Source organism: Phaeobacter sp. 11ANDIMAR09 (assembly GCF_001294455.1).
GTDB lineage: Bacteria > Pseudomonadota > Alphaproteobacteria > Rhodobacterales > Rhodobacteraceae > Pseudophaeobacter.
The window spans coordinates 42,006-63,021 of sequence record NZ_LIKT01000007.1 but is presented as its reverse complement, the minus strand read 5'-3'; the positions used below and the strand labels follow the sequence as shown (position 1 = coordinate 63,021).

The following is a 21,016-nucleotide window of genomic DNA, read 5'->3' as shown; positions in this document are numbered from 1 at the left end:
ACCCGACGAGTGAACTCATCAAAGGCGCCCGGTTGCAGTGTCAGTCTTCAAAGAACCTTTGACCAACTGCGCTTTCCCGAAACTCATCGGCCTGATCAAGCAACCAATCGCGGAATACCCGCACACGCGCCCGGTTGGCATATGTTTCCGGGCAAACGAGAAAGTAGCTTTTGTTGTCCAGTGCTGTGTCAAAGGGGGCTACAAGCATCTGCCTTTCCAGAAAGCGTGCTGCGGCCAGCAGGCTGACCAAAGCAACGCCATGCCCATCACTTGCCGTCAACAAGCAGATGTGTTCTTCGGAATAGGTGACATAGGGCTCGACTTTTCTGTCCGCCAATCCAACGGCGTTCATCCAGCTTGCCCAGCTCGGATCTGCTTCTGAAAACCCGCTCCATTTGTACTCAATGAGTTTGGATCCAAGCAAGTCTGTAGCGTTTACAAGCGTTTTCGCCTTTTCCAAGCTACAAACCGGCGCAACCTTGTCATTCAAAACCCATACAACATTGCTGTCTGAATAGTCTCCAGAGCTATAGCGAATGGCTACATCCACGTTGCTTGTTTTAAAGTCCACCAATTGATCGCTGGACAGGACACGCACCGATATATCGGGGTATTTTTCATAGAAACTGCGCAACCTTGGGCTCAGCCAGTTTGCAGCAAAGGAGCCGGTTGTGGATATGGTCAGGGTCCCCTCAAGCACATCCTCTTCTAGCGCAAGAGTCGCAGCCTCAAAGTTCTTGAAAGCTTCAATGATAAACGGCGCGTAACGCGCCCCATCCTCCGTCAGCTTCAAAGCACGCGTTAGCCTGTGAAACAGGGGAACACCGAGCTGTTCTTCTAGCGACTTTATTTGATGGGAGACTGCGGTGGGCGTTACGCACAATTCATCCGCGGCGTCCTTGAAGCTCAGGTGCCGACAGGCTGCCTCAAAGGCCTGAATGCTTTTTAAAGACGGTATCTTTGCCATATCTCGCTGTTTTGATCTCCTTTGGATCTGTTTGCCGCCCTAGCATCGTAACCCACTTTGCCAACTGCGTGCGTATGAATTTCTCAGCTGTCGAATGAAAACATATCGGTTGAGGTGGTTCGGCGTTCTCCCGTCAAATTGTGCGAAAGTTGGGAGGTCGTTTTGGAAGAATTCTTAAGAGTCACAGGGGTGGGAAAAACCTTCGGTGCTGTGCGCGCGCTAAATGATGTCAATTTACTTGCCTCAAAGGGAGAATGCATCGCGATTTTGGGCGAGAACGGTGCAGGAAAAACGACGCTCGCCAGCGTCTTAATCGGTCTCTATCAGCCTGACAGTGGCCAGATAGTACTGGATGGGGTGCAGATTTCTGTCACCAGTCCCGCAGCGGCGATCGAGCACGGAATTGGCATGATCCACCAGCACTTCAGCCTGGTTGGCGCCATGACCGCAGAGGAAAATATTCTGATCGGGCTTCCTCGTGAAAAACGTGGCCCAGCGGCGCGCGCGCGTATTCGCCAGCTATGTGATGATTTCGACTTCACCGTGGATTTCAATGTGCCTGTAGCCAAAATGGCCGTCGGCATGAAGCAGCGGGTAGAAATCCTGAAGGCTCTGTTTCGCGACGTGTCGATCCTGATCCTGGATGAACCCACCAGTGTTCTTGCTCCAACCGAAGTGGCGCCTTTCCTGCAGGGGGTACGCAAGCTTGTTGCCACTGGGTGCCTGGTCTTTTTCATCAGCCATAAACTCGACGAAATCCGAGAGATTGCGGATCGCGTCATGATCATGCGCCATGGCCGTGTTGAAGGCATTCTGCCAGTGGCGAGCACACCCATGGCCCAGATGTCGGCCCTAATGATGGGGCAAGCTGATGCTGACCAACCCACGGAGAAACCAAACACCAAAGAGATGCGCCTGGATACGACGCAAGCCGCGAAAGCGTTGGTTGTTTCTGATGTCAGCCTCACGACCTCCAGCGGTGCTGAGATTTTGAAGGAGGTTGATCTAACTCTGCGCGCAGGGGAGATCCTTGGGATTGCGGGCATTGACGGCAATGGACAAACCGAACTCAGCGAAGTGATCACGGGGTTGAAGCGGCAGACGAGCGGGACAATCCTTCTCGGCGACAAGGAGATTTCCGGTAGTTCCATCGCTGCGCGCATCGCTGATGGCATCGGATTTGTGCCCGAAGATCGCCACGCAGAGGGGCTAGTCCTGTCACTGAGCGTCGAAGAGAATTTCGCCTTTCGCTCGATTGGTGAGGACAAGTTCATGTCCGGTGGGATGATCTCAAGGCGCGCCATCGGCAAAATCGCTGAAGACGCCGTCAAAGCCTATGACATTCGCCCGTCCAATCCAAAATTGAATGCCTCAGCCCTGTCCGGCGGCAATCAGCAAAAGATCGTTATGGCCCGCGAAGTCGCTCGAGCGCGGAACCTATTGGTGGTCGTGCAACCGACCAAAGGTCTTGATGTCGGGGCAACGCAATTCGTTCAGGACCAGATCCGCGCCGTCGCCCAGAGCGGCGTCGGGGTGCTCTATATCTCGACAGAGTTGGAACATGTTCTGGAGATCTCAGACCGCGTGGCCGTCATGGCGTTTGGACGCATCACCGGAGTTGTCAATCCACAGAACACCACGCTTCAGAACATTGGGCTTTTAATGACGGCATCGCCGGAGGAGGTAGTATGAATAGCTTGGTCATGCAGCGCAGAGTTGCATTAGCCTTACTTCTTGCATTGACCGTCGGTGGCTTTTTGATCCTGTTCGACGGGCACAATCCTTTTGCAGCTTACAAGGTTTTGTTTTTTGAATCCTTTCTGAACTATTGGGGGTTTTCCAATACCTTGGTGAAAGCCTCGCCTATGCTTTTGGCTGGCCTCGCTGTGATCATTCCGATGCGCGCGGGCGTGTTTAACATCGGAGGCGAAGGCCAGATATACATAGGCGGGCTTTTCGGCACGGTCTTTGCATTAACCGCCCCGGACCTACCCACTGTGCTGGGGGTGCCGCTGATCTTTCTGGCCGCCGCCATCGGCGGAGCCTTATGGGCCGCGATACCAGCTTATCTAAAGGCCTATCGCGGCACCAACGAAGTCATTGTGACGCTTTTGATGAACTTCGTGGCGATCCACATCGTTAGCTATGCTGTCGCCGGACCACTCTTGGCAGAGGGGGCTCCCTATCCCTATTCGAATGAGGTCGCTGAAGCCTATCGTTTGCCTATTGTGATGCCCCGTTCAGATGCCCATGCGGGGTTCGTATTTGGGCTGTCCATGGCGCTTATTCTGTATTTCTGGCTGCGGTTCACGCCTTCTGGGTTCCAGCTAGACCTGGTTGGCCGCAATGCCCGGGCAGCCGCATACGCCGGAGTGGATCAAAGGAAGACCATCATCCGCGCCATGTTGATCGGCGGGAGCCTCGCGGGCATGGCCGGGGCAATCGAAGTCATCGGTTTGAAGTATCGGCTCTTCCATTTGTTCAGTGACGGATATGGCTACGACGGCATTGTTGTCGCCTTTCTTGCGGCTCTCAACCCGATTGTCGCGCCATTGACTGCTCTGTTTTTGGCCGGGCTGTCCGCGGGGGCCGGTACGATGCAACGCGCTATCGGTGTTGACAGCTCTGTCATCGAAGTGGTCGAGGGGCTTGTCGTCGTCTTTGTTGCTGCTGCCCTTGTTGCACCGCGAAATTCATCGAAACCCATCCTGAAAAACCTGCTGATAGGGGGCCTGTTTGGCCGCCAGAAGCACAGTAAAAAGAAAGAGGCATAGCCCATGTTTGATCTTGTTTTATTGGGCGACGTCCTGGCCGGAACCGCACGTTTGGGCACCCCTATCGCCTTTGCCGCCCTAGGTGGCGTGATCGCGGAAAGAAGCGGGTTGTACAACATTGGTCTGGAGGGCCAGATCTTGGCCGGTGCCCTGGGGGCAGCGGCAGGTTCCTTTGCGACGGGCTCTGCTCTGATCGGGCTCGGTTGCGGCGTTATCTGCGGTCTGATTTCGGGGCTTTTTCTCGGCTACATGTCCATTCGCCTGCGTATCAATCAACTGGTCGGAGGTATTGCCCTCAACTTACTATTGGCCGGGCTGACCGCCTTTCTCTCCCGCCAGATTTTCGGAGCGCAAGCCGGTGGTGCGCGCGTTGAAGGGTTCACCCAAATCCACATACCGCTGCTGACAGACATCCCGGTCCTAGGCCCATCACTGTTTTCACAAGACCCGCTGTTCTACCTGCTGATCGGCATCGCGGTCCTGGCTTGGTATTGGCTCATGAAGTCGCATAAGGGGCTGGATTTGCGTGCAGTGGGCGAAAACCCAAAGGCCGCCGACCTGGCGGGGGTCCCGGTCTTTCGCCTGCAATATCTTGCGATCTCGGTTAGCGGTGCCTTGGCAGCTCTGGCGGGGGCGCATCTGGTCCTTTCACAGGTCTATGTCTTTGCCGAAGGCATGAGTGCCGGCAAAGGGTTCATCGCTCTGGCTGCCATTATCTTGGGACGCTGGTCACCGATCGGTGCGGTCTGTGCAGCTCTGTTTTTTGGCTTCTGTGACGCGGCCCAGTTCAAACTGCAGTTCTCATCGCCGGAAGTGCCCTATCAGTTGTTCCTAATCCTGCCCTACATCGCTTCTTTGATCGCCCTGGTGATCCTGGGGGCCAAGGCCAGTGCCCCGGCCAGTGTGGGACTGCCTTATGATCGCGAGCATAGATAAAACTCAGCCGTGACGTGAGAAACCATCGCTTTTCACGTCCGGCTTCCCCCTGCAAACTTTGACGACATATCAACTCGGGAGGAAGATAAATGACACTGAAACATAACATCTTAGCAGGACTTGCGGCACTGATGTTGGCCGGTCCTGCAGCGTCCGATGACTTTGAACGGGCCGCTATTGTGATGCCAGGTTCAATTTCTGACAATGGTTGGAACCAGGCAGGGTTTGAAGGTTTGACGCAGGCCGGTGAGGCCCTTGGTTTTGAGACCACCTTTTCCGAAAGCGTGCACCAGCCCGAGCAGATCGAAGTGCTCAGCGACTACGCCCGTCGCGGATATGACCTGGTGATCGGCCATGGTGGTGAATTCCAGGACGCCGTGGAACGTGTCGCAAGCCGGTTTCCGGAAACCATGTTCATGGTCAACAATGGCCTTGGCACCAAGGAGAACGTTGCCAATGCTGATTTTTACTTCAGTCAGATTGCCTATCTCATGGGCTATATTGCCGGTTCGATGACACAATCCGACACGATTGGCATCATCGCCGCGCAAAAGTTCAAGTTCACCACGGATACTGTGGCGGGCTATGAGGCAGGCGCCAAGGCTGCAAACCTTGACGTCAGTGTACTGGTGACCTGGACGGGCGACTGGGACGACATTGCCAAAGGTAAGGAGGCCGCTTTGAATCAGATTTCGCAGGGCGCGGATGTTGTTTGGCCGACCATGGACAGCGCAACGCTCGGGGCTATGCAGGCCGTGCAGGAAAAGGGCGTCTACGGCATTGGGATCTACCGTGATGCAATCAATGAATGGCCGGAAATTCTGCAGTCCGCGATCTTGGATGTGCGCGGTAACATGCGCTCTTACCTGGAGCGGGCGGCCGCAGGTGAGCTGGACGGCGAGCTTTATCGGGCAAACATGAGCAACGAGTTGGCAATGCGTATCGGGTCCTTCCACCCGGATATCCCGGTCGAAGTTGTTGACGAGGTCGCAAAACTGATCGATGCCATGAAGTCCGGCGCATTGGTGGTTGAACCACAATAGCAGCTCCTTGAACTACCGCCCCAAGCTTGTTGGGGCGGGCTTTTGCAGGTGTTTCAGTGATCCTGAAATCTAGGAAATGATATTTGATTGAGCGCTTAGACTGCATCGCGAATTATCCATCGTCGCGACCTTGTTGCACAAAGGGTTTGAGGGATTTGAATCCAGTGGAGTAGCAACGGCGCATGAGCGGTTGGTTCCCTGCGACGTACAAGACCCAGAACTGGCCTTCGTTCAACACGGCGCTGAGGTAGCACGGTTCGCCTTCGATCTGGTTTGATCCTGATATGGAATGGTATGCCAGGTCGACTGGCAAGCGCGGTCGTCAGAGCAAGTTCAGCGGCGCGGCAACCCAGGTCTGTCTTACGATTAAGGTGCTATTGGGCATGCCCGTTCGTCAGACGACCGGCCTCGTCGAGAGCTTGTTGCGACTGGCAGGCTTTGGCTGGAAAATACCAAACTTGAGCACTCTGTGCCGCCGCCAAAAGACGTTGAGCGTGGCCATCCCCTATCGCGGAGGGACGGGGCCTTTGGGTCGCTGAACTCCAGATCCGGATCGCGGTTCTGAACCGCTACACCGCTCTTGGCATACTCCTCCCAGAGCCCTTAGGAAAAGTCCGTCTGGGGAAAGGCGAAGTGTGCCCAAACCCCGATTTGTGCAACAAAGCCGGACTGAGTTGTGAAAAGCTGGAAGAGCTTCGAGGCGGTTGATTATGTCATGCAGCGGCCCCTTGGCCAGATCAGCGGCGGGCACATAGGAAAAGCCTTTCGTCGCTGCCAGACTAAGTGCGGATTTCCAAGCTGATGTCGTGTCGTTGGATTGTCCTGCAAGTCGGGCATCCCAGTTTGCTTGGACTTCCTTTTCTACAGCGGCGGCCTCCAGCCCATCTTTAGTGTGCAGGCAGATCCTAAGGGCTGTCGAGGATCAACCGTCCGATACCACTTAGGGACCCATTTGCGAAAATAATATCCGCCCCGGTGCCAATAGTATGGGGCACGCTTCTTGGGCATTTTCCGGACCTCCGCCATCTTGTGATCGGCTGTGGTGGTGCGGAAAACTTACGGGATTCCTTACGGGATTTTCAACTCATATCACTAAGGTGAAAATTGAATTTCTTGTAAGTTATTGATGTCTATTTCTTTTCACTTCCTACTTGAGAAGGAAGTGGTGGGCGACCCTGGAATCGAACCAGGCGTGCGTCTCCGCGAGGGAGTTACAGTCCCCTGCCACACCTTGCGGCCTGTCGCCCACTAGCAAGTCGCTGTTGACCTGCTGTGAGGGGGTGATTACTAGCGCACCCAAGGGGCGTCAACCAAAAAAACGCAAGTTTTTTGCCCTAACTCAAAATTCCTTTTGCTGGAGAGAACGATGTCCAAGAAACCCACGAAAAAGCCCCAGTGGGTGATCGAAAAGGAGCAGCACAAAAAAGCCGGTGTCGACAATGTGTGGCTGTTTGGCCTGCATGCCGTGCGCGATGCGCTGATGAACCCAAAGCGGGAAAAACTGCGTCTTATCGTGACGCTGAATGCCCAGAATAAATTGGAGGAGGCGATTGCAGCCTCCGGTATCACGCCTGAGCTGGTAGAGCCGCGTAAATTCAACGCGCCGCTGGATCCGAATTCGGTGCATCAGGGCGCGGCACTGGAAGTGAAACCGCTGAACTGGGGCTCCTTGTCGGACAATTGCATCGGCGCCGAGGTGCCGCGGGTGATTTTGCTGGACCGGGTGACTGATCCGCATAATGTCGGCGCGATCCTGCGCTCGGCCGAGGTTTTTGGAGCCAGCGCCGTCATTGGCACTAGGCACCATTCTGCGCCGGAAACAGGGGCACTGGCAAAAACCGCAAGCGGTGCTCTGGAACGCCAGCCCTATTTGCGCATGCGCAACCTGGCCGACACCATCACCGAGCTGCAAAATATGGGCTATGTGGTGCTGGGGCTGGATGGCGAGGCCGAGCAGACAATAGAAAGCTGCCTTGAAGGGCGCAAGGATCTGCCTGTTGCTCTGGTGCTCGGGGCCGAAGGTCCTGGTCTGCGGCAGAAAACCAAGGAAACTGTCGATCATCTGGTGAAAATTGACGCAGCAGGCGGTTTTGGCTCGCTCAATGTCTCAAATGCGGCGGCAATCGCCCTATATGCGAGTCTGGAACGGTCTTAGGGCCGAAAAGAAAATAGGGTAAGAGGCGAATGGCACAATCCGGGGCCCATGGTGGCAAGATACTGAGCTGTTGTTATTGCGGCGTCCAGTCTAGCTTTGTGCCGGGACCCGCGCGGGGCGGGGGAAGTGTTTCGACGCTGATCTGCGGCACCTGCGGGGCGCCGTTGTCCAGCCAAAAGGCCCGCCCCCTGACCCCCGGAAAGGGCGCGCGATTGCCTGGGGCAGAAAGCTCCAAGCCGGGGGCCGCAAAATCAACGGGCAAGAAGGTGAAGGGGGCTAAGGGCAAGGCGGGCGCCGATAAACGGGGCAAGGGCAAGAAGGTGAAAAAGCGCAAAGGTCTCTTGCATAAGTTTCTGTCCGAAGCCGTCGATATCGTCGAAGACATCTTTGACTAGGCTTTCTCTGTTTGATCCTGCGCTCTTTGCGATCACAACTGCGTAATCTCACTAGGCAAAATGGTTTTTCTACGCCAGATTTGGCCCTGTTCCCATTTTCGCCCTCTTGGAGGTTCCCTTGGCTCTGCGCCCTATCCTTGTTGCTTTGGCACTGATCGTCTCCTTTGCGCCGCTTTCTGTGCGGGCAGAAGTGCCGATCTTTTCTGCGCGCAATGGTGTCGCGCTGGATGGCTATGATGTGGTGGCCTTTTTCCAGGGTGAGGGAGCCGTAGTGGGCCATCAGAACCACGCCCTGATGTGGAAGGGCGTTGTCTGGCGCTTTGTCTCCTTGGACAATCAGGCGCGGTTTGAGGCGAACCCTCGCGCCTATGCTCCGGTGTTTGGCGGCTATTGTGCCTATGCCATGTCGCAGGGCTACCTGGCCCCTGGTGATCCCCGGCTCTGGCGGATTGACGATGGCGAGCTGTTGTTGCTGAACAACGCCTCTGTCCAGGCCATCTGGCAGCAGGAGGCCCGAGAACTACTGCAGGCAGCCCGGGGCAATTGGCCGGCGGTTCTGCGCGACTGAAGCTTTGCAGGACTGTCTGATTTCACGAAAAAAAGACCGGGCAGCATCTTTTTTTTCACTGTTGCCCGCCTACATCTATAGGGACTGCGGAGTGGAACCACCGTAGATCATTTCATTGTCCCTCGTTCCATACCTCGCGCCCGGAGCTTTTGCTTCCGGGCGTCCTTTTTAGGGCGCGTGCTGAGCTGCATCCTTATTGGGTCGATCGCGTCAGTTTTCTGTCGTTTGAGGGCTAGGCGGAAGTGCGTACAGCAGCTAGGTCTAGGGCATGCCAGACTATAGTGACAGCCATTTGAAATCCATCCTGCAAGGCAACCGAACCATTGCCGTTGTTGGGGTGTCTATGAACCCGGTCCGCCCCAGCTATTACGTGGCGCGTTATCTTGGCCTCAAGGGCTATCGGGTGATCCCGGTAAATCCCGGCCATGCAGGCAAGCGCCTGTTTGGGGAAATCGTTCAGCCGAGCCTGTCGGCGGTCACCGATCCGGTGGATATGGTGGACATCTTTCGCCGCTCCGAGGCGGTGCCCCCCATCGTGGAGGAGGCCCTGGAGGTGTTTCCGGCGTTAAAATGTATCTGGATGCAGATCGGGGTGGAACATGCCGAGGCAGCGGCTCTGGCGGAGGCGCGCGGGGTGGATGTGGTGCAGGACCGCTGCCCCAAGATCGAATACCAGCGCCTGTTTGGTGAGCTGCGCATGGGGGGCTTTGCTACCGGAATTATCTCTTCCAAACTGTAGCGGCTGAAGAGGGCAGGGGCTCCCGCCTGTCTCGGACCAATCAAAGATTGACCCTCCCCCGTTGGGCCCAGCCGGGCCTGCGGCCCGGCAAAGGCATTTTCTGAGAAGCCTCTGAGGGGCAGTCCTGCCCCTCAGAGAGCCAGATTAATTGTATTGGGTTTGCCGCCTCAAGGGTAAGCCGCGCTGGCGCGCGGCCGCCGGGGCGGCCCTAGACCCGGCAGACAAGGGGGCTGAGAACTAGCTTTTTGCGCGGGAGGCTTTTTCGTCCAACCCGCTTTGGCTTTTACGTTTGGCCAGTTCTGCGAGAACATCATCCAGCGGGACATCGCGCGCCGCCAGCATCACCAGGAAATGGTAGAGCGCATCGGCGCCCTCGGAGGCCAGTTTCACCCGATCGCCCTTGACCGCTTCGATGATGGCTTCGATGGCTTCTTCGCCAAATTTCTCGGCGCATTTCTCCGGCCCCTTGGCAAGCAGCTTGGCGGTCCAGCTGCTTTTGGGATCCGCGGATTTGCGGTTGATGATGGTTGCTTCGAGATCGTGCAGAATGCTCATGTCAGCCTCATTGGGATGCCTGCGGCGGCCATATGTTCCTTGGCCTCCTGAATGGAATACTCGCCAAAGTGAAAAATGGATGCGGCCAGCACTGCTGAGGCACCGCCCTCAGTGACGCCTTCGACCAGATGGTCCAGGGTGCCAACGCCGCCCGAGGCGATTACCGGCACATGCACCGCATCCGAGATGGCACGGGTCAGCGGCAGGTTAAAGCCCGCCTTGGTGCCGTCACGATCCATCGAGGTGAGCAGGATCTCTCCGGCGCCTTTGGCAACCACGGTGCGGGCAAATTCCACTGCATCAATACCGGTCGGGCGCCGGCCACCATGGGTGAAGATCTCCCATTTTCCCGGGCTCACAGTTTTGGCATCAATCGCACAGACAATGCACTGGCTGCCAAATTGGTCTGCGGCCTCGGCGATTACATCTGGATTGGCGACAGCGGCTGAGTTGAAGGAGACCTTGTCGGCGCCCGCAAGCAATAGTGCCCGCACGTCTTCGCGGGTACGTACGCCCCCGCCAACGGTGAGCGGCACAAAGCACTGCTCGGCAGTGCGGCGCACCACATCAAACATGGTGCCGCGGTTTTCATGGGTGGCGTGAATATCGAGGAAGGTTATCTCGTCTGCGCCGGCGGCATCATAGGCCTTGGCCGATTCAACCGGATCGCCTGCATCGCGCAGGCCAACAAAATTGACGCCCTTGACTACGCGGCCATCAGCCACGTCAAGGCAGGGAATGATGCGGGTTTTCAGCACGTCAGGGCTTCCTTTTGTGGATATGGCGGGTCAATGCCATGGGGTGGGGTAAAATGCCAGTCGCTGGTTTTGGCGGCATAGAGGCGAGAGGCAAATTTGACACCGGATCAGACCCGTGACACCGCATTGCGCACGATCAGCACATGGAAGGGCATGATCAGACGCAGATAGATTTTGCCAAACCGGTTCTTCGTTCGCACCCAGGTGGCAAAATGGATCATGCCATCCTGTTTGAGGACCGAGATGCGAAAATCCAGATGGCTATCGTCCAGCCCCAGGATCAGCTCGGTCTCGGAGCGGGTGACAAGCGGGAAGAAACCTATCTTGTTCGGTGAGGTAACCTCAGTGTTCAGCCCGAATGGAGTCACCAGCAGATTGCGCAGCCGCATCAGAGCCGAGACCCAGGCCGGGAAACGAAAGGCCCGCTCCGCCGCTTCGTCAAGCGGGCAATCACTGGGCTTGGCGTAGCAATCCACAAAGTCATCTGGCTTGATGCCTGCGGGTTGTTGAAACAGCAGGCTGGAATGCGGCAGGTCGGTTGCGCGGACTGAACCCATGGCAGATTAGCCCTTCATGACCGAGAGGGCTTCGGCCAGGTCAATTGCCCCATCATACAGCGCGCGGCCGGAAATTGCGCCATTGAGCGGCGCGCCGCAGGATTTCAACGCCCGCAAATCGTCCAGCGATGAAACCCCACCCGAGGCAATTACCGGGATTGAGACCGCATTACCAAGCGCGGCTGTGGCTTCGACATTGGGGCCTTTCATGGCGCCGTCACGCATGATGTCAGTATAGATGATGGCGGCAACCCCTGCGTCCTCAAAGGATTTTGCCAGGTCAGTGACCATGACATCGGTTTCTTCCGCCCAGCCCTTGGTTGCGACGCGACCATTTCGGGCGTCAATGCCAACGGCGACTTTGCCGGGAAATTCGCGCGCGGCCTGACGCACCAGGTCGGGATCTTCCACCGCGACCGTACCCAGGATCACCCGCGCCAGCCCCTTGTCGATCCAGTTCTCAATGGTCTTCATGTCGCGAATGCCGCCGCCCAGCTGCGCAGGCACCTTGCACTGTTTCAGGATTTCCTCAACCGGAGCGGCATTTACTGGCTCGCCGGCAAAGGCGCCATTCAGATCCACCAAATGCAACCAGTCACAGCCTGCTTTGACAAATTCCAGCGCCTGGGCAGCGGGATTGTCGTTGAAGACAGTGGTCTGCTCCATGTCGCCATGTACCAGGCGCACGGCCTGGCCGTCTTTGAGGTCGATTGCGGGGTAGAGAATCATATGCGCGGCCCTTGTGTTGGTCTTGGTCTTGCCGGTGTGGGGCCAGCGGAACTGGCCATAGCTGTTAGGCGGTGTTTTGCACGGGGCAGGGTGGAATTGCAACGCGACCCAAAGTCAACCTTGCCTGAAATGCCTCGCCTGCGTCACTGTAGTCGCAAAACTGTGCCAAATATTTGTGACTAGGTGCGGTGAGACGGTCAAACGACATGCAAGGCGAAAGGGAGAGACAAGATGAAGATGTTTTTGGCAACGGCGCTGGCGGGGCTGACCCTGGCGGGGGCCGCTTTGGCGGATCCAATCCTGGGTACCTGGAAAACCCAACCAGATGACGGCTCTTATGCCCATATCGAAATGGCCCCCTGCGGCGCGGCAATCTGTGGCAAAATCGCCCGTACCTTCAATGACGCAGGCGAGTATAGCTCGCCCAATATCGGCAAGACCCTGGTGATCGATATGGTTGCCAAGGGCGAGGGCTATTACACGGGCGAGGTCTGGCGGCCGTCGAATGACAAGATCTACACCGGTAAGATGGATCTGAAGGGCAATTCTTTGGCGCTGCGGGGCTGTGTGGCTGGTGGCTTGATCTGCTCGAAACAGACCTGGACGCGGGTCAAATGATCTGATCGACCGGAGGCACTAAAAACACATGCTGGGGCTGCTACAGCAGTCCCAGCTGCACCGGAATTGGCACAAAACCGCGTTTGACCTGGCTGTCGCGCATGGTTTCATAGCTTTGCAGGGCCTCGCCGTGCTGGAGGTAATAGGCCCGGATCTGCTGACCACCGGGGGCACCTATGGGGCCTTTGGCCTGTTCCAGACACCATTCGCCAAACAGCGTCTGACTGAGCCGCAACACGCAGTAGCGGTGGCGTCCGTCAACATAGTCGAATTTTTCAAGTCTGGTCTGCACGGGTGGCGTCTATGCCTTCGTTGGGCGGGAGCCTCTCTATGCCTGCAAAGCCTCTCTCTGTCCATTCCCTCAGTGTAGGGGCGGGCATGGAAAAACCGCCACTTTCAAAATTGTGAAAGCGGCGGTTTGACCTGCAAAATCCGTGAGTGATGGTCGCAGGCATTTGGTTAGAGGGGATCTCGAATTAGACGTCGCCGATGTATTCGCCGCGCGCCGGGTAGTCATTGGCGATGGCAAAATCCAGCGCGCCAACCAGTTCCGAGAAATGGGGGCGTACAAAGGGCATGGTCTGGGTCGAGCCGTAGTAGAGCGTCTGCTCTGGGGTCACCATGAACAGGCCGGGTTCGGAGAACAGCGCAGGCTCTTCGATGCCGATGGAGGTTTTGCCGCGTGAGGTGGAGATATAGAGCCCCCAGGATTTTGCCACATCCAGTGGCAGATCATAGGCAAAGCGCAGGCCGCTGGCTTCGATCTTGTCGGCCATGGCCTGGGTGCGCTCTTCGCCATCCGAGGAAACAGCGATGCAGGTCACGCCGCGCTCAGCAAAATCAGCAACCCGTTTTTCCAACTCCTTCAGGTAGTTGGCGCAGATCGGGCAGTGCAAACCACGGTAAAAGCAGATCACAGTGCCGCGGCTGCTGCCCTCGCTGGCCAGGTCAAACTGACCGCCACCCAGCAGCGGCAGGTTCAGATCGGGGGTTTTCTGACGGGGAATAAGCATGATGGCTCCTGTAGGTTTGAGTGATTGAGGGAGGTATTGCAGGAATTTTCAACTGATAAATCCGAAAAACCAAACCAAAACACCGAAAACTCTCTTGGCCGATCCAGCACAGCTGGCTAGACTGTGGTCGTGCTGCTGATGGCTGCGAGGGGGAGAGAGGATGGACCGGCTTACGACGTTGATGGAGCGGTTCCAGCTTTCGGTGCATCCTGCGCCACTGTCTCACGCCAATCTGGTGGCGCTGGGCGCGCCCAGCGCACCGGACCGTCTGGTGTTTTTTCCTCGCGGAAAGGTGGACATCAAAGCTGAGCACGCGGTGCTGCTGAGCGTCAGGGTCGACTGGGGCGCTGGGCACAACCCCCTGGTGGCTGCTCTGCCGAAGTGCGTGGAATTTGACCTGGTGGAAAATTTTGAAACGCGTGATTTGCTGCAGGTCATGCTGGCAGAAAGCACCGGCAGGCGCTGTGGGGCGCAATCTGTGGTCAATCGCCTGGGGGAAGTGCTGATGGTGCGGCTGCTGCGCAATCAGATCGAACAGGGCGCAACTGAGCCAGGGCTGCTGGCAGGTCTGGCAAACCCACGGTTAAGCCGTGCGATTGTGGCGGTGCATGACCATCCGGGTCGGTTGTGGTCCAATGCCGACCTGGCTGGCGAGGCGGGGTTGTCGCTGTCGCGGTTTGCGGAGCTTTTTGCCGCTGAGGTCGGCGAGACGCCCATGGGCTATTTGCGGCGCTGGCGTTTGACATTGGCGCATCAGGATTTGGCAAAGGGTGACCGGGTGGAGGCAGTGGCGCGGCGCTATGCCTATGCCTCCCCCGAGGGGTTTACCCGCGCCTTTCGCAAGGCCTATGGCGTGGCGCCGGTGTCGCTGCGCACCTTTGGCTGAGGCGGCGCAGAACAGCGAGGCCTGTACCTTTGGCGGGCAGTGGATTTTGAATATTTGTAGAAAGGTGAAAGGGGGCGTTTGCGCGCCGCCTCGCAACCTGTGTTAGGGGGCCCAGGTGAGGAAATTTCCGATCATGCGCAGACCCACGTCCTGGCTTTTTTCCGGATGGAACTGCATGCCCAGCATGGTGTCCCGGCCGATCACGGCGGTGACATCGCTGCCATAGTCGACATGGGCAAGGCGTTCAGCCGCATTGGCGACGCGGAAGTGATAGCTATGCACAAAATAGACGTGATCGCCACTGGCAATACCGTCAAAGATCGGATGCGGCTGGTTGAGGATGAGATCGTTCCAGCCCATGTGGGGCACCTTCAGACTGGCATCCTGAGGCGCAATCTTGACCACATCGCCTGCAATCCAATCCAGGCCGGGTGTGTCCTCATATTCGTGGCCGGTTGTCGCCATCAACTGCATGCCAACGCAGATGCCGAGAAAGGGACGGCCCTTTTGCTCGACGGCTTCGACCATGGCTTCATAGATGCCCTTGTGGCCGCGCAATTCAGCGGCACAGGCTGGAAAGGCACCATCGCCGGGCAGCACCAGACGGTCGGCGCGAGCCACCACATCCGCATCGGAGGTGACAACAACCTCACCAGCATTCATTTCCTGAGCCATACGTTGAAAGGCTTTTTCAGCAGAATGGAGATTGCCGGATTCATAGTCGATGATGGCTGTCAGCATGGCAGGTCTGCGCTTTCTTGGGATTGTGCCTGAGACCTCTCTTGATTTGTGCAAAAGGTCAAGTGCGGGGCAGGCCGGCTGGTCACTTTGGCGCGGGATCTGTGCCAATTTCCTGCAACAGGGCCATTACCGGGGCAAAGAGCCGGTGATGATCAGGGGGGCCATGGCCGGGGCCAAAGGTGCCGGCCAGGAACAGGTGGGAAAACCCATGGATCAGCGACCAGACCTGGGTTTCAATCACCATCGGATCAGTATCCTTGGGCACAAAGGGCGCGCAGGTCTCACGCAGAACTCCATAGGCGGTGGCGCTACCCGCATTCATGTCTTCTTCAAACTGGGACATCGGACCGCAGCTGAAGATCAGGGTGAAAAGTCCAGGGTTTTCGACGGCAAACTCCAGATAGCCCCGGCAGAGTGACAGAATACGCCCCTTGGGGTCTTGCCCTCCGACAGCGCGGGCGCGCAGCATCTGTTGGCGAAAGCGGTCAAAGCCTTCTTTGGCAATGGCGCCACGCAGGCCAGCGAGCCCGTCAAAATGATGCGCAGGTGCGGCATGAGAGACGCCCGCACGGGCAGCGCAGCGACGCAGGGTCAGAGCATCGAGCCCGGATTCGGTCAGAATCTCGATGCCGCTTTGGATCAGAGCGGCGCGCAAATCGCCGTGGTGATGTGGTTTTTTTCCGGTCAGATCAGCCATTTGAGGCGCAGAATAACAGGCAACTTGACAGCGTCAAGGTGACGTGATTTTTACAATGTAAAGTTTACAGCGTAAAGTTGGAGGAAACATGTCCCTTTCTACGACCCTGCCAAAGCTGCGGAACGGTGCTCTTTGGATTTTGTGTTTGTTGATCGCCCTGGCATCTTGGCGGTTTCTTTTGATTGGGGTGGAGCTTTCCATGCCTTTTGTCGCCTACCACGCCCTTGAGCGCCCCCTGGCCTTTTATGCGCATATTGGTCTGGCTCCAGTGGCATTGGCGCTCTTGCCCTTTCAGTTTTGGCGGGCCCTGCGTCAACGGCGTCCACACCTGCATCGCTGGATCGGGCGAGGTTATGGGGGGGCCATTTTGGTATCGGGCCTGGGTGGGTTGATCATGGCAATTGGCACCAGCTCTGGGCTGGTTGCTGGGCTGGGGTTTGGCCTGTTGGCGTTTTTGTGGCTGGGAACAACTGGGCGCGGCATCTGGCTGGCGATGCAGGGACGGATTGCGGAGCATCGGGTCTGGATGATCCGGTCCGGGGCGCTGACCTTTGCGGCTGTGACTCTGCGGCTATATTTGCCGTTTCTTTTTGCGACCTTGGGCGAGGAATTGGGCTATACGCTAGTGGCCTGGGCCTGCTGGGTACCAAATATGTTGTTGGCAGAGTGGTTGCTTAGGCGCGATAGAAACAGGCCGGTTGAGCAACCGGCCTGAGGTCTGGGAGCCTATGCGATCAAGTGGCGCAGCTAGAGCGCGCCTTTGGTCGAGGGGATTGCGTCGGATTTGCGCGGATCGGTCTCGACCGCAAGGCGCAGGGCGCGGGCCACCGCCTTGAAGGCGGCCTCGACGATGTGGTGGCTGTTGAAGCCATGCAGCTGGTCGATGTGCAGGGTGATACCGCCATGTGTGGCAAAGGCGGTAAAGAATTCGCGTACCAGCTCGGTATCAAAGGTGCCGATCTTTTGCGTTGGGATCTCGACATTCCAGACCAGATAGGGGCGCGCGGAAAGGTCCAGGGCACAACGAACCTGGGCGTCATCCATCGGCAAGTGGCATTCACCGTAGCGGCGGATGCCTTTCTTGTCGCCAAGCGCCTGCGCCAGAGCCTGGCCCAGGGCAATGCCGGTGTCTTCGACGGTGTGGTGATCATCGATGTGATAATCGCCCTCGGCGCGAATGGTAATGTCGATCAGCGAATGGCGCGCCAGTTGGTCCAGCATATGGTCAAAAAAACCAACCCCGGTCTGGTTGTCATAAGAACCGGTGCCGTCGAGATTGATCTCGACCGTGATTTTGGTTTCGGCGGTCTGGCGGCTGATCGTGGCGCTACGCATATGGGAATTCCTTGCTATCTGCGCGCCACTTATAGGGTGGGGAGGGGGGCTGGCTCAAGGCCCTAGCGGGGCAATCGCCATTCTCTGTTGCCCGGATGAGCTGCGACCATTGCGCCCGGCGGCTCTGCATGCCAGCTTGGGCGGCAAATCACTTGACCCAAAAGACCAGAGGGACGCCCCATGTCGACCTGCGTATTCATCCAGATCCGCTGCAAACCCGGCACCACCTATTCCGTGGCCGAGGAAATTGCCCTGCGCGAAATTCACTCAGAGCTCTATTCCACCAGCGGTGAATATGACCTCCTGATGAAGCTCTATATCCCCTCGGATGCGGATGTGGGCAAATACATCAACGAGCACCTCTTGGTGATCCCCAATATTGAGCGCTCGCTCACCACCATGACCTTCAAGGTCTTCTGAGCCAAAATTGCTAACATCAGCATGCAACAAAAAACGCCCCGGAAGTTATCCGGGGCGTTTTTGTTTGAACCGATGCAGGATCAGCCCTCAACCAGCCCATCGGCCTTGAGGCTCTCGTAGCTGCTGTTCAGTGCAGTTTTGACGCGGGCCAGCATGTCGTCAATCTCGGGCTTGGTGATGATCAGCGGTGGGCAGAAGGCCAGGGCATTGCCCGCCACTGCGCGCAGGATCACGCCATTGTCCTGGCAAGCCTTGACCGCGGTGGCACCGCCCTTGCCGCCGGCAATTGTGGCACCTGTGGTTTTGTTCGACACCAGTTCCAGCGCTGCGATCAGGCCCTTGCCGCGTACCTCGCCCACCAGCGGGTGATCTGTAAAGATCTCGCGCAGCTGGGCCTGCATGTAGTCACCCACTTCGGCTGCGTGCTCAAACAGATTGTCGCGCTCGTAGATCTCGAGCGTTTTTAGCGCGGCGGCACAGGCGGCGGGGTGGCCGGAATATGTGTAGCCATGGCCAAAAACGCCAACCTCATTTGAGGGAGCGATCATTTCCTTGTACATCCAGCCGGGAATGATGCTGGCCGAGATCGGAAAGTAGGCCGACGACAGCTGTTTGGCAAAGGTCATCAGATCGGGCTTGATGCCCATGGTGGTGCAGCCAAAATCGGCGCCGGTGCGGCCAAATCCGGTGATCACCTCGTCCGCCCAGACCAGAATACCATGTTTGCGCAGCAGGGCCTGGAGCTTCTCGTAGTAGCCTTCTGGCGGCACGATCACACCCGAGGCGCCAGTGATCGGCTCCATCACCATGGCGGCGATGGTGTCGGGGTCTTCCGCCAGGATCTGATCTTCGAGGTTTTTCAGGATGCGGTCGACAAACTGCGCTTCGGTCTCGTTGCCCTTGCGGCCGGTGTAGTAATGCGGGGCATCGGTGCGCAGGATGCTCAGGGCCTCAACAGGGGCATCAAAATGCGCCAGGTTGGCGGGCAGCGAGGTCAGCGAGCCGGCGGCGACGGTGACACCGTGATAGCCGCGCTCACGGGTGATGATCTTGCGCTTTTCCGGTTTGCCGATGGCGTTGAAATAGTAGCGCAGCATCTTGTAGTGGCTGTCATTGGCATCCGAGCCGGAATTGCCAAAGAAGATATAGGCGTCTTCTACCGGCACCATGGCCTTTAGCTTTTCCGCCAGGTCGATGATCGGCTGATGGGTCTTGCCGCCAAAGGTGTGGCTGAAGGGCAGTTTGTTCAACTGCTCGGTGATGGCCTCGACCACCTCTGTGTTGTTGTAGCCCAACGAGGTGCACCACAGCCCAGCCAGGCCTTCGATGTATTTGTTACCTTCGCTATCAAAGACATAGATTCCCTCGCCACGTTCCAGGCACATCTGTTCGGTCGCGGTGAGGTTTGTGGTAGGGTAAACGACTGGAGCCATTGTGGAATTCCTCTGGTTGGGCGCATGTTTTCGGGACATGGGCGAAGGTAATGTGAAGAGGCGAGGCGCTGGGGTGCCACGCTGTTGCGGCTAGCTTTGTCTTGTTTTACTGGAGAGGTCAAAGGAATTTGATCAAAATTTCCCCGAGGCAGGAGCACTGGATTGTTTTGGTCGAAAAACACCAGGACAGGTAGCAAACAAAAAGGCCGCCGATGCGAGACGCATCAGGCGGCCTGTTTGGTCCAAATGGAGCGGGCGAGGCGATTCGAACGCCCGACCCTAACCTTGGCAAGGTTATGCTCTACCCCTGAGCTACGCCCGCGCTACATTTGGTGAAGCGGTGTTTAGGCAAAGCCGGGAGGGGCCGCAAGAGGGAAAGTGACGGGGAGGGAGAGTTTTTTGCACCGCGGTGACGCAAGCTGATTGCAGCGCAGAAGGGGGTGCGAGGCAAACAAAAGGCCGCCGATGCGATATGCATCTGGCGGCCTGTTTGGTCCAAATGGAGCGGGCGAGGCGATTCGAACGCCCGACCCTAACCTTGGCAAGGTTATGCTCTACCCCTGAGCTACGCCCGCGCTACATTTGGTGAAGCGGTGTTTAGGCAATCCCCAGCGAGGCCGCAAGAGGGAAAGTGACTTGGGGCGTAAGAATTCTGCATTCCCCCAAATCGGTGCAGGGGCAGGGCGGGGCATCTCTTGTCCGTGGTGCAGGGGCGGTTCTTTGCGGGCGCTAAAGGCAGCTTGGTCAGAGGGCTTGGACGTGGCCGCTAGTTTAGAGACCCTGGGGCAGGTTGAACCCGGCCTGCGCAGCCAGGCCCTGGTGTCGCTTGCCTTGGGGCGTTGAGGAGATGAATTCTGCGCCGCTGCAATGGGGCAACTCCAGCGCCTTGATCAGCTGGCTGTCGTATTGGCCCGAGAGCAGCAGGATGCCCTCTTGTTCCAGCAGGTCCCGGGTGCCACGGCCCTTGTCCGAGCGGATGCGGCGCATGAAGTCCTTTTGCTGGGCTACGGCTTCGACCACATCGCGGGCGATGGGCTGATTTTGGATAAGGCGAAACAGGCAGGCCATGCGGGCATTGCCGGTGGGCTGGGCAAAGATCTCGGTGACGATCTCGGCAGGTTGTCGACGCCAGAAATTGGCAGGGTAGGCCTGATCGCAGATCAGCCAGAGGATATTGGCAAAGCCTGCCGCCGAGATTGATGCTTTGCCATCCTTGTTTTTGCCTTTGGTCAGGTAATCGGGGTGGGCGATAATCAGCCCGAGATAGCAGCGCGCGCGGGCCTCATCGGCAGCCACCAGCAGGCAAGGCTGGCCCAGGGCTTCGGTTGGAATCATCCAATTGCTGCCCATGGTGTTTTTGATATCCATGTCCCGCCCCAGGATTTCGGTGTCAAGCCGTCCCCGAGGCAGGCGCAACAGGGCGCGCAGCTCGATCTCGACGCGGGTGCCGATATAGGTCTTTTCGGTTTTTTCCAGCTCTTCATAGGCACGCCGTCCGGTTTTGGGCGTCATGATGACATCATCAATGCAGGCGCGCAGCATGGCCGGGAAGCTCTGCTGCAGCTCCAGCGTCCCACCAGCGCGGGCAGTGATCTCTGTTGCCAGCGCGGTCAGAGCGTCGAAATCCGGGTGACCCGGGGCAATGAGACTGGGCGGCAGGCTGCGTTTCATATCTACCTCGGTCTGGGCCGAAATCG

Annotated in this window: 24 protein-coding genes, 3 tRNA genes and 1 pseudogene; 13 read left to right on the top strand and 15 right to left on the bottom strand. The window is 57.5% G+C overall.

Annotated elements, in window-relative coordinates:
• Nucleotides 1-40 precede the first annotated feature (40 nt).
• On the bottom strand, nt 41-967 hold the full coding sequence (gene gcvA / locus AN476_RS07940; RefSeq protein WP_054460510.1) for a transcriptional regulator GcvA: 927 nt from the start codon (nt 965-967) through the stop codon (nt 41-43).
• Between the two features lie 189 nt (nt 968-1,156).
• Here gcvA and AN476_RS07935 point away from each other — a divergent pair, with 189 nt between their 5' ends.
• The 5 genes and pseudogenes from AN476_RS07935 to AN476_RS22365 form a co-directional block, all read left to right on the top strand.
• Complete coding sequence (locus AN476_RS07935) at nt 1,157-2,659, top strand: ABC transporter ATP-binding protein (RefSeq protein ID WP_054460508.1); 1,503 nt, start codon at nt 1,157-1,159, stop codon at nt 2,657-2,659.
• The gene (locus tag AN476_RS07930) at nt 2,656-3,741 is read left to right on the top strand and encodes an ABC transporter permease (RefSeq protein ID WP_054460506.1); all 1,086 of its coding nucleotides are present in this window, start codon (nt 2,656-2,658) and stop codon (nt 3,739-3,741) included. Before AN476_RS07935 ends, AN476_RS07930 begins: the two co-directional genes overlap by 4 nt.
• A 3-nt stretch (nt 3,742-3,744) precedes the next feature.
• Entirely contained in the window at nt 3,745-4,677 is a 933-nt protein-coding gene (locus AN476_RS07925; protein ID WP_054460503.1) for an ABC transporter permease, read from the top strand.
• An 89-nt stretch (nt 4,678-4,766) separates the two neighbouring features.
• Entirely contained in the window at nt 4,767-5,720 is a 954-nt protein-coding gene (locus AN476_RS07920; RefSeq protein ID WP_054460501.1) for a BMP family protein, read from the top strand.
• A gap of 182 nt (nt 5,721-5,902) precedes the next feature.
• Nucleotides 5,903-6,250, top strand: a pseudogene (locus tag AN476_RS22365) (transposase); the annotation flags it as partial.
• A 633-nt stretch (nt 6,251-6,883) separates the two neighbouring features.
• Here the strand turns inward: AN476_RS22365 and AN476_RS22840 are convergent.
• A tRNA-Tyr gene (locus AN476_RS22840) sits at nt 6,884-6,967 on the bottom strand.
• Between the two features lie 119 nt (nt 6,968-7,086).
• Between AN476_RS22840 and rlmB the strand changes: the two genes are divergently transcribed.
• The 4 genes from rlmB to AN476_RS07900 all read left to right on the top strand — a co-directional run bounded on the left by rlmB (nt 7,087) and on the right by AN476_RS07900 (nt 9,577).
• Nucleotides 7,087-7,875, top strand: coding sequence for a 23S rRNA (guanosine(2251)-2'-O)-methyltransferase RlmB (gene rlmB, locus AN476_RS07915; RefSeq protein WP_054460498.1), 789 nt, complete (start codon nt 7,087-7,089; stop codon nt 7,873-7,875).
• A gap of 29 nt (nt 7,876-7,904) precedes the next feature.
• Complete coding sequence (locus AN476_RS07910) at nt 7,905-8,270, top strand: hypothetical protein (protein ID WP_054460497.1); 366 nt, start codon at nt 7,905-7,907, stop codon at nt 8,268-8,270.
• A 118-nt stretch (nt 8,271-8,388) separates the two neighbouring features.
• A complete protein-coding gene (locus tag AN476_RS07905) occupies nt 8,389-8,838 on the top strand; it encodes a YHS domain-containing (seleno)protein (protein ID WP_253279857.1) in 450 nt (149 codons plus the stop codon).
• A 268-nt stretch (nt 8,839-9,106) separates the two neighbouring features.
• Nucleotides 9,107-9,577: a CoA-binding protein gene (locus AN476_RS07900; protein WP_054460492.1), complete on the top strand. Its 471-nt coding sequence runs from the start codon at nt 9,107-9,109 to the stop codon at nt 9,575-9,577.
• A 237-nt stretch (nt 9,578-9,814) separates the two neighbouring features.
• Here the strand turns inward: AN476_RS07900 and AN476_RS07895 are convergent, their stop codons facing one another.
• From AN476_RS07895 to hisA, 4 genes are all read right to left on the bottom strand, one after another.
• On the bottom strand, nt 9,815-10,132 hold the full coding sequence (locus AN476_RS07895) for a phosphoribosyl-ATP diphosphatase (protein WP_054460490.1): 318 nt from the start codon (nt 10,130-10,132) through the stop codon (nt 9,815-9,817).
• A complete protein-coding gene (hisF, locus tag AN476_RS07890) occupies nt 10,129-10,890 on the bottom strand; it encodes an imidazole glycerol phosphate synthase subunit HisF (RefSeq protein ID WP_054460488.1) in 762 nt (253 codons plus the stop codon). The genes AN476_RS07895 and hisF overlap by 4 nt, the downstream gene beginning before the upstream one ends.
• 107 nt (nt 10,891-10,997) lie before the next feature.
• Nucleotides 10,998-11,447 (bottom strand): DUF2867 domain-containing protein, encoded by a 450-nt coding sequence (locus tag AN476_RS07885; RefSeq protein WP_054460486.1) that lies wholly within the window; start codon nt 11,445-11,447, stop codon nt 10,998-11,000.
• 6 nt (nt 11,448-11,453) lie between these two features.
• Nucleotides 11,454-12,176 carry a 1-(5-phosphoribosyl)-5-[(5-phosphoribosylamino)methylideneamino]imidazole-4-carboxamide isomerase gene (hisA, locus tag AN476_RS07880; protein WP_054460485.1) on the bottom strand — a complete coding sequence of 241 codons (723 nt, stop codon included), beginning with the start codon at nt 12,174-12,176 and terminating at the stop codon, nt 11,454-11,456.
• A 231-nt stretch (nt 12,177-12,407) separates the two neighbouring features.
• Between hisA and AN476_RS07875 the strand changes: the two genes are divergently transcribed.
• Nucleotides 12,408-12,794, top strand: coding sequence for a DUF2147 domain-containing protein (locus AN476_RS07875; protein ID WP_054460483.1), 387 nt, complete (start codon nt 12,408-12,410; stop codon nt 12,792-12,794).
• 40 nt (nt 12,795-12,834) lie between these two features.
• On the opposite strand, the gene AN476_RS07870 is transcribed toward AN476_RS07875, so the two are convergent.
• Both AN476_RS07870 and AN476_RS07865 read right to left on the bottom strand, forming a co-directional pair.
• Nucleotides 12,835-13,086, bottom strand: coding sequence for a WGR domain-containing protein (locus AN476_RS07870; RefSeq protein ID WP_054460481.1), 252 nt, complete (start codon nt 13,084-13,086; stop codon nt 12,835-12,837).
• 184 nt (nt 13,087-13,270) lie between these two features.
• Nucleotides 13,271-13,807 (bottom strand): peroxiredoxin-like family protein, encoded by a 537-nt coding sequence (locus AN476_RS07865; RefSeq protein ID WP_054460479.1) that lies wholly within the window; start codon nt 13,805-13,807, stop codon nt 13,271-13,273.
• Nucleotides 13,808-13,967: 160 nt separating this feature from the next.
• Between AN476_RS07865 and AN476_RS07860 the strand changes: the two genes are divergently transcribed.
• On the top strand, nt 13,968-14,693 hold the full coding sequence (locus AN476_RS07860; protein WP_054460476.1) for an AraC family transcriptional regulator: 726 nt from the start codon (nt 13,968-13,970) through the stop codon (nt 14,691-14,693).
• 102 nt (nt 14,694-14,795) lie between these two features.
• Here the strand turns inward: AN476_RS07860 and hisH are convergent, their stop codons facing one another.
• Both hisH and AN476_RS07850 read right to left on the bottom strand, forming a co-directional pair.
• The gene (hisH, locus tag AN476_RS07855; RefSeq protein WP_054460474.1) at nt 14,796-15,434 is read right to left on the bottom strand and encodes an imidazole glycerol phosphate synthase subunit HisH; all 639 of its coding nucleotides are present in this window, start codon (nt 15,432-15,434) and stop codon (nt 14,796-14,798) included.
• A gap of 82 nt (nt 15,435-15,516) precedes the next feature.
• A complete protein-coding gene (locus AN476_RS07850; RefSeq protein ID WP_054460472.1) occupies nt 15,517-16,131 on the bottom strand; it encodes a TetR/AcrR family transcriptional regulator in 615 nt (204 codons plus the stop codon).
• Between the two features lie 199 nt (nt 16,132-16,330).
• On the opposite strand from AN476_RS07850, the gene AN476_RS07845 reads away from it, so the two are divergent.
• Nucleotides 16,331-16,846 carry a DUF2306 domain-containing protein gene (locus AN476_RS07845; RefSeq protein WP_253279856.1) on the top strand — a complete coding sequence of 172 codons (516 nt, stop codon included), beginning with the start codon at nt 16,331-16,333 and terminating at the stop codon, nt 16,844-16,846.
• A gap of 32 nt (nt 16,847-16,878) precedes the next feature.
• On the opposite strand, the gene hisB is transcribed toward AN476_RS07845, so the two are convergent.
• Nucleotides 16,879-17,466: an imidazoleglycerol-phosphate dehydratase HisB gene (gene hisB, locus AN476_RS07840; protein ID WP_054460469.1), complete on the bottom strand. Its 588-nt coding sequence runs from the start codon at nt 17,464-17,466 to the stop codon at nt 16,879-16,881.
• A gap of 180 nt (nt 17,467-17,646) precedes the next feature.
• On the opposite strand from hisB, the gene AN476_RS07835 reads away from it, so the two are divergent.
• A complete protein-coding gene (locus AN476_RS07835) occupies nt 17,647-17,886 on the top strand; it encodes an Lrp/AsnC ligand binding domain-containing protein (protein WP_009809036.1) in 240 nt (79 codons plus the stop codon).
• An 80-nt stretch (nt 17,887-17,966) separates the two neighbouring features.
• Here AN476_RS07835 and AN476_RS07830 read toward each other — a convergent pair whose 3' ends face one another.
• The 4 genes from AN476_RS07830 to AN476_RS07815 form a co-directional block, all read right to left on the bottom strand.
• The gene (locus AN476_RS07830; protein ID WP_054460467.1) at nt 17,967-19,319 is read right to left on the bottom strand and encodes an aminotransferase; all 1,353 of its coding nucleotides are present in this window, start codon (nt 19,317-19,319) and stop codon (nt 17,967-17,969) included.
• A gap of 247 nt (nt 19,320-19,566) precedes the next feature.
• Nucleotides 19,567-19,641 (bottom strand) — tRNA-Gly (locus AN476_RS07825).
• 178 nt (nt 19,642-19,819) lie between these two features.
• A tRNA-Gly gene (locus AN476_RS07820) sits at nt 19,820-19,894 on the bottom strand.
• Between the two features lie 196 nt (nt 19,895-20,090).
• The gene (locus tag AN476_RS07815; protein ID WP_054460465.1) at nt 20,091-20,990 is read right to left on the bottom strand and encodes a NaeI family type II restriction endonuclease; all 900 of its coding nucleotides are present in this window, start codon (nt 20,988-20,990) and stop codon (nt 20,091-20,093) included.
• Between the last annotated feature and the right edge of the window lie 26 nt (nt 20,991-21,016).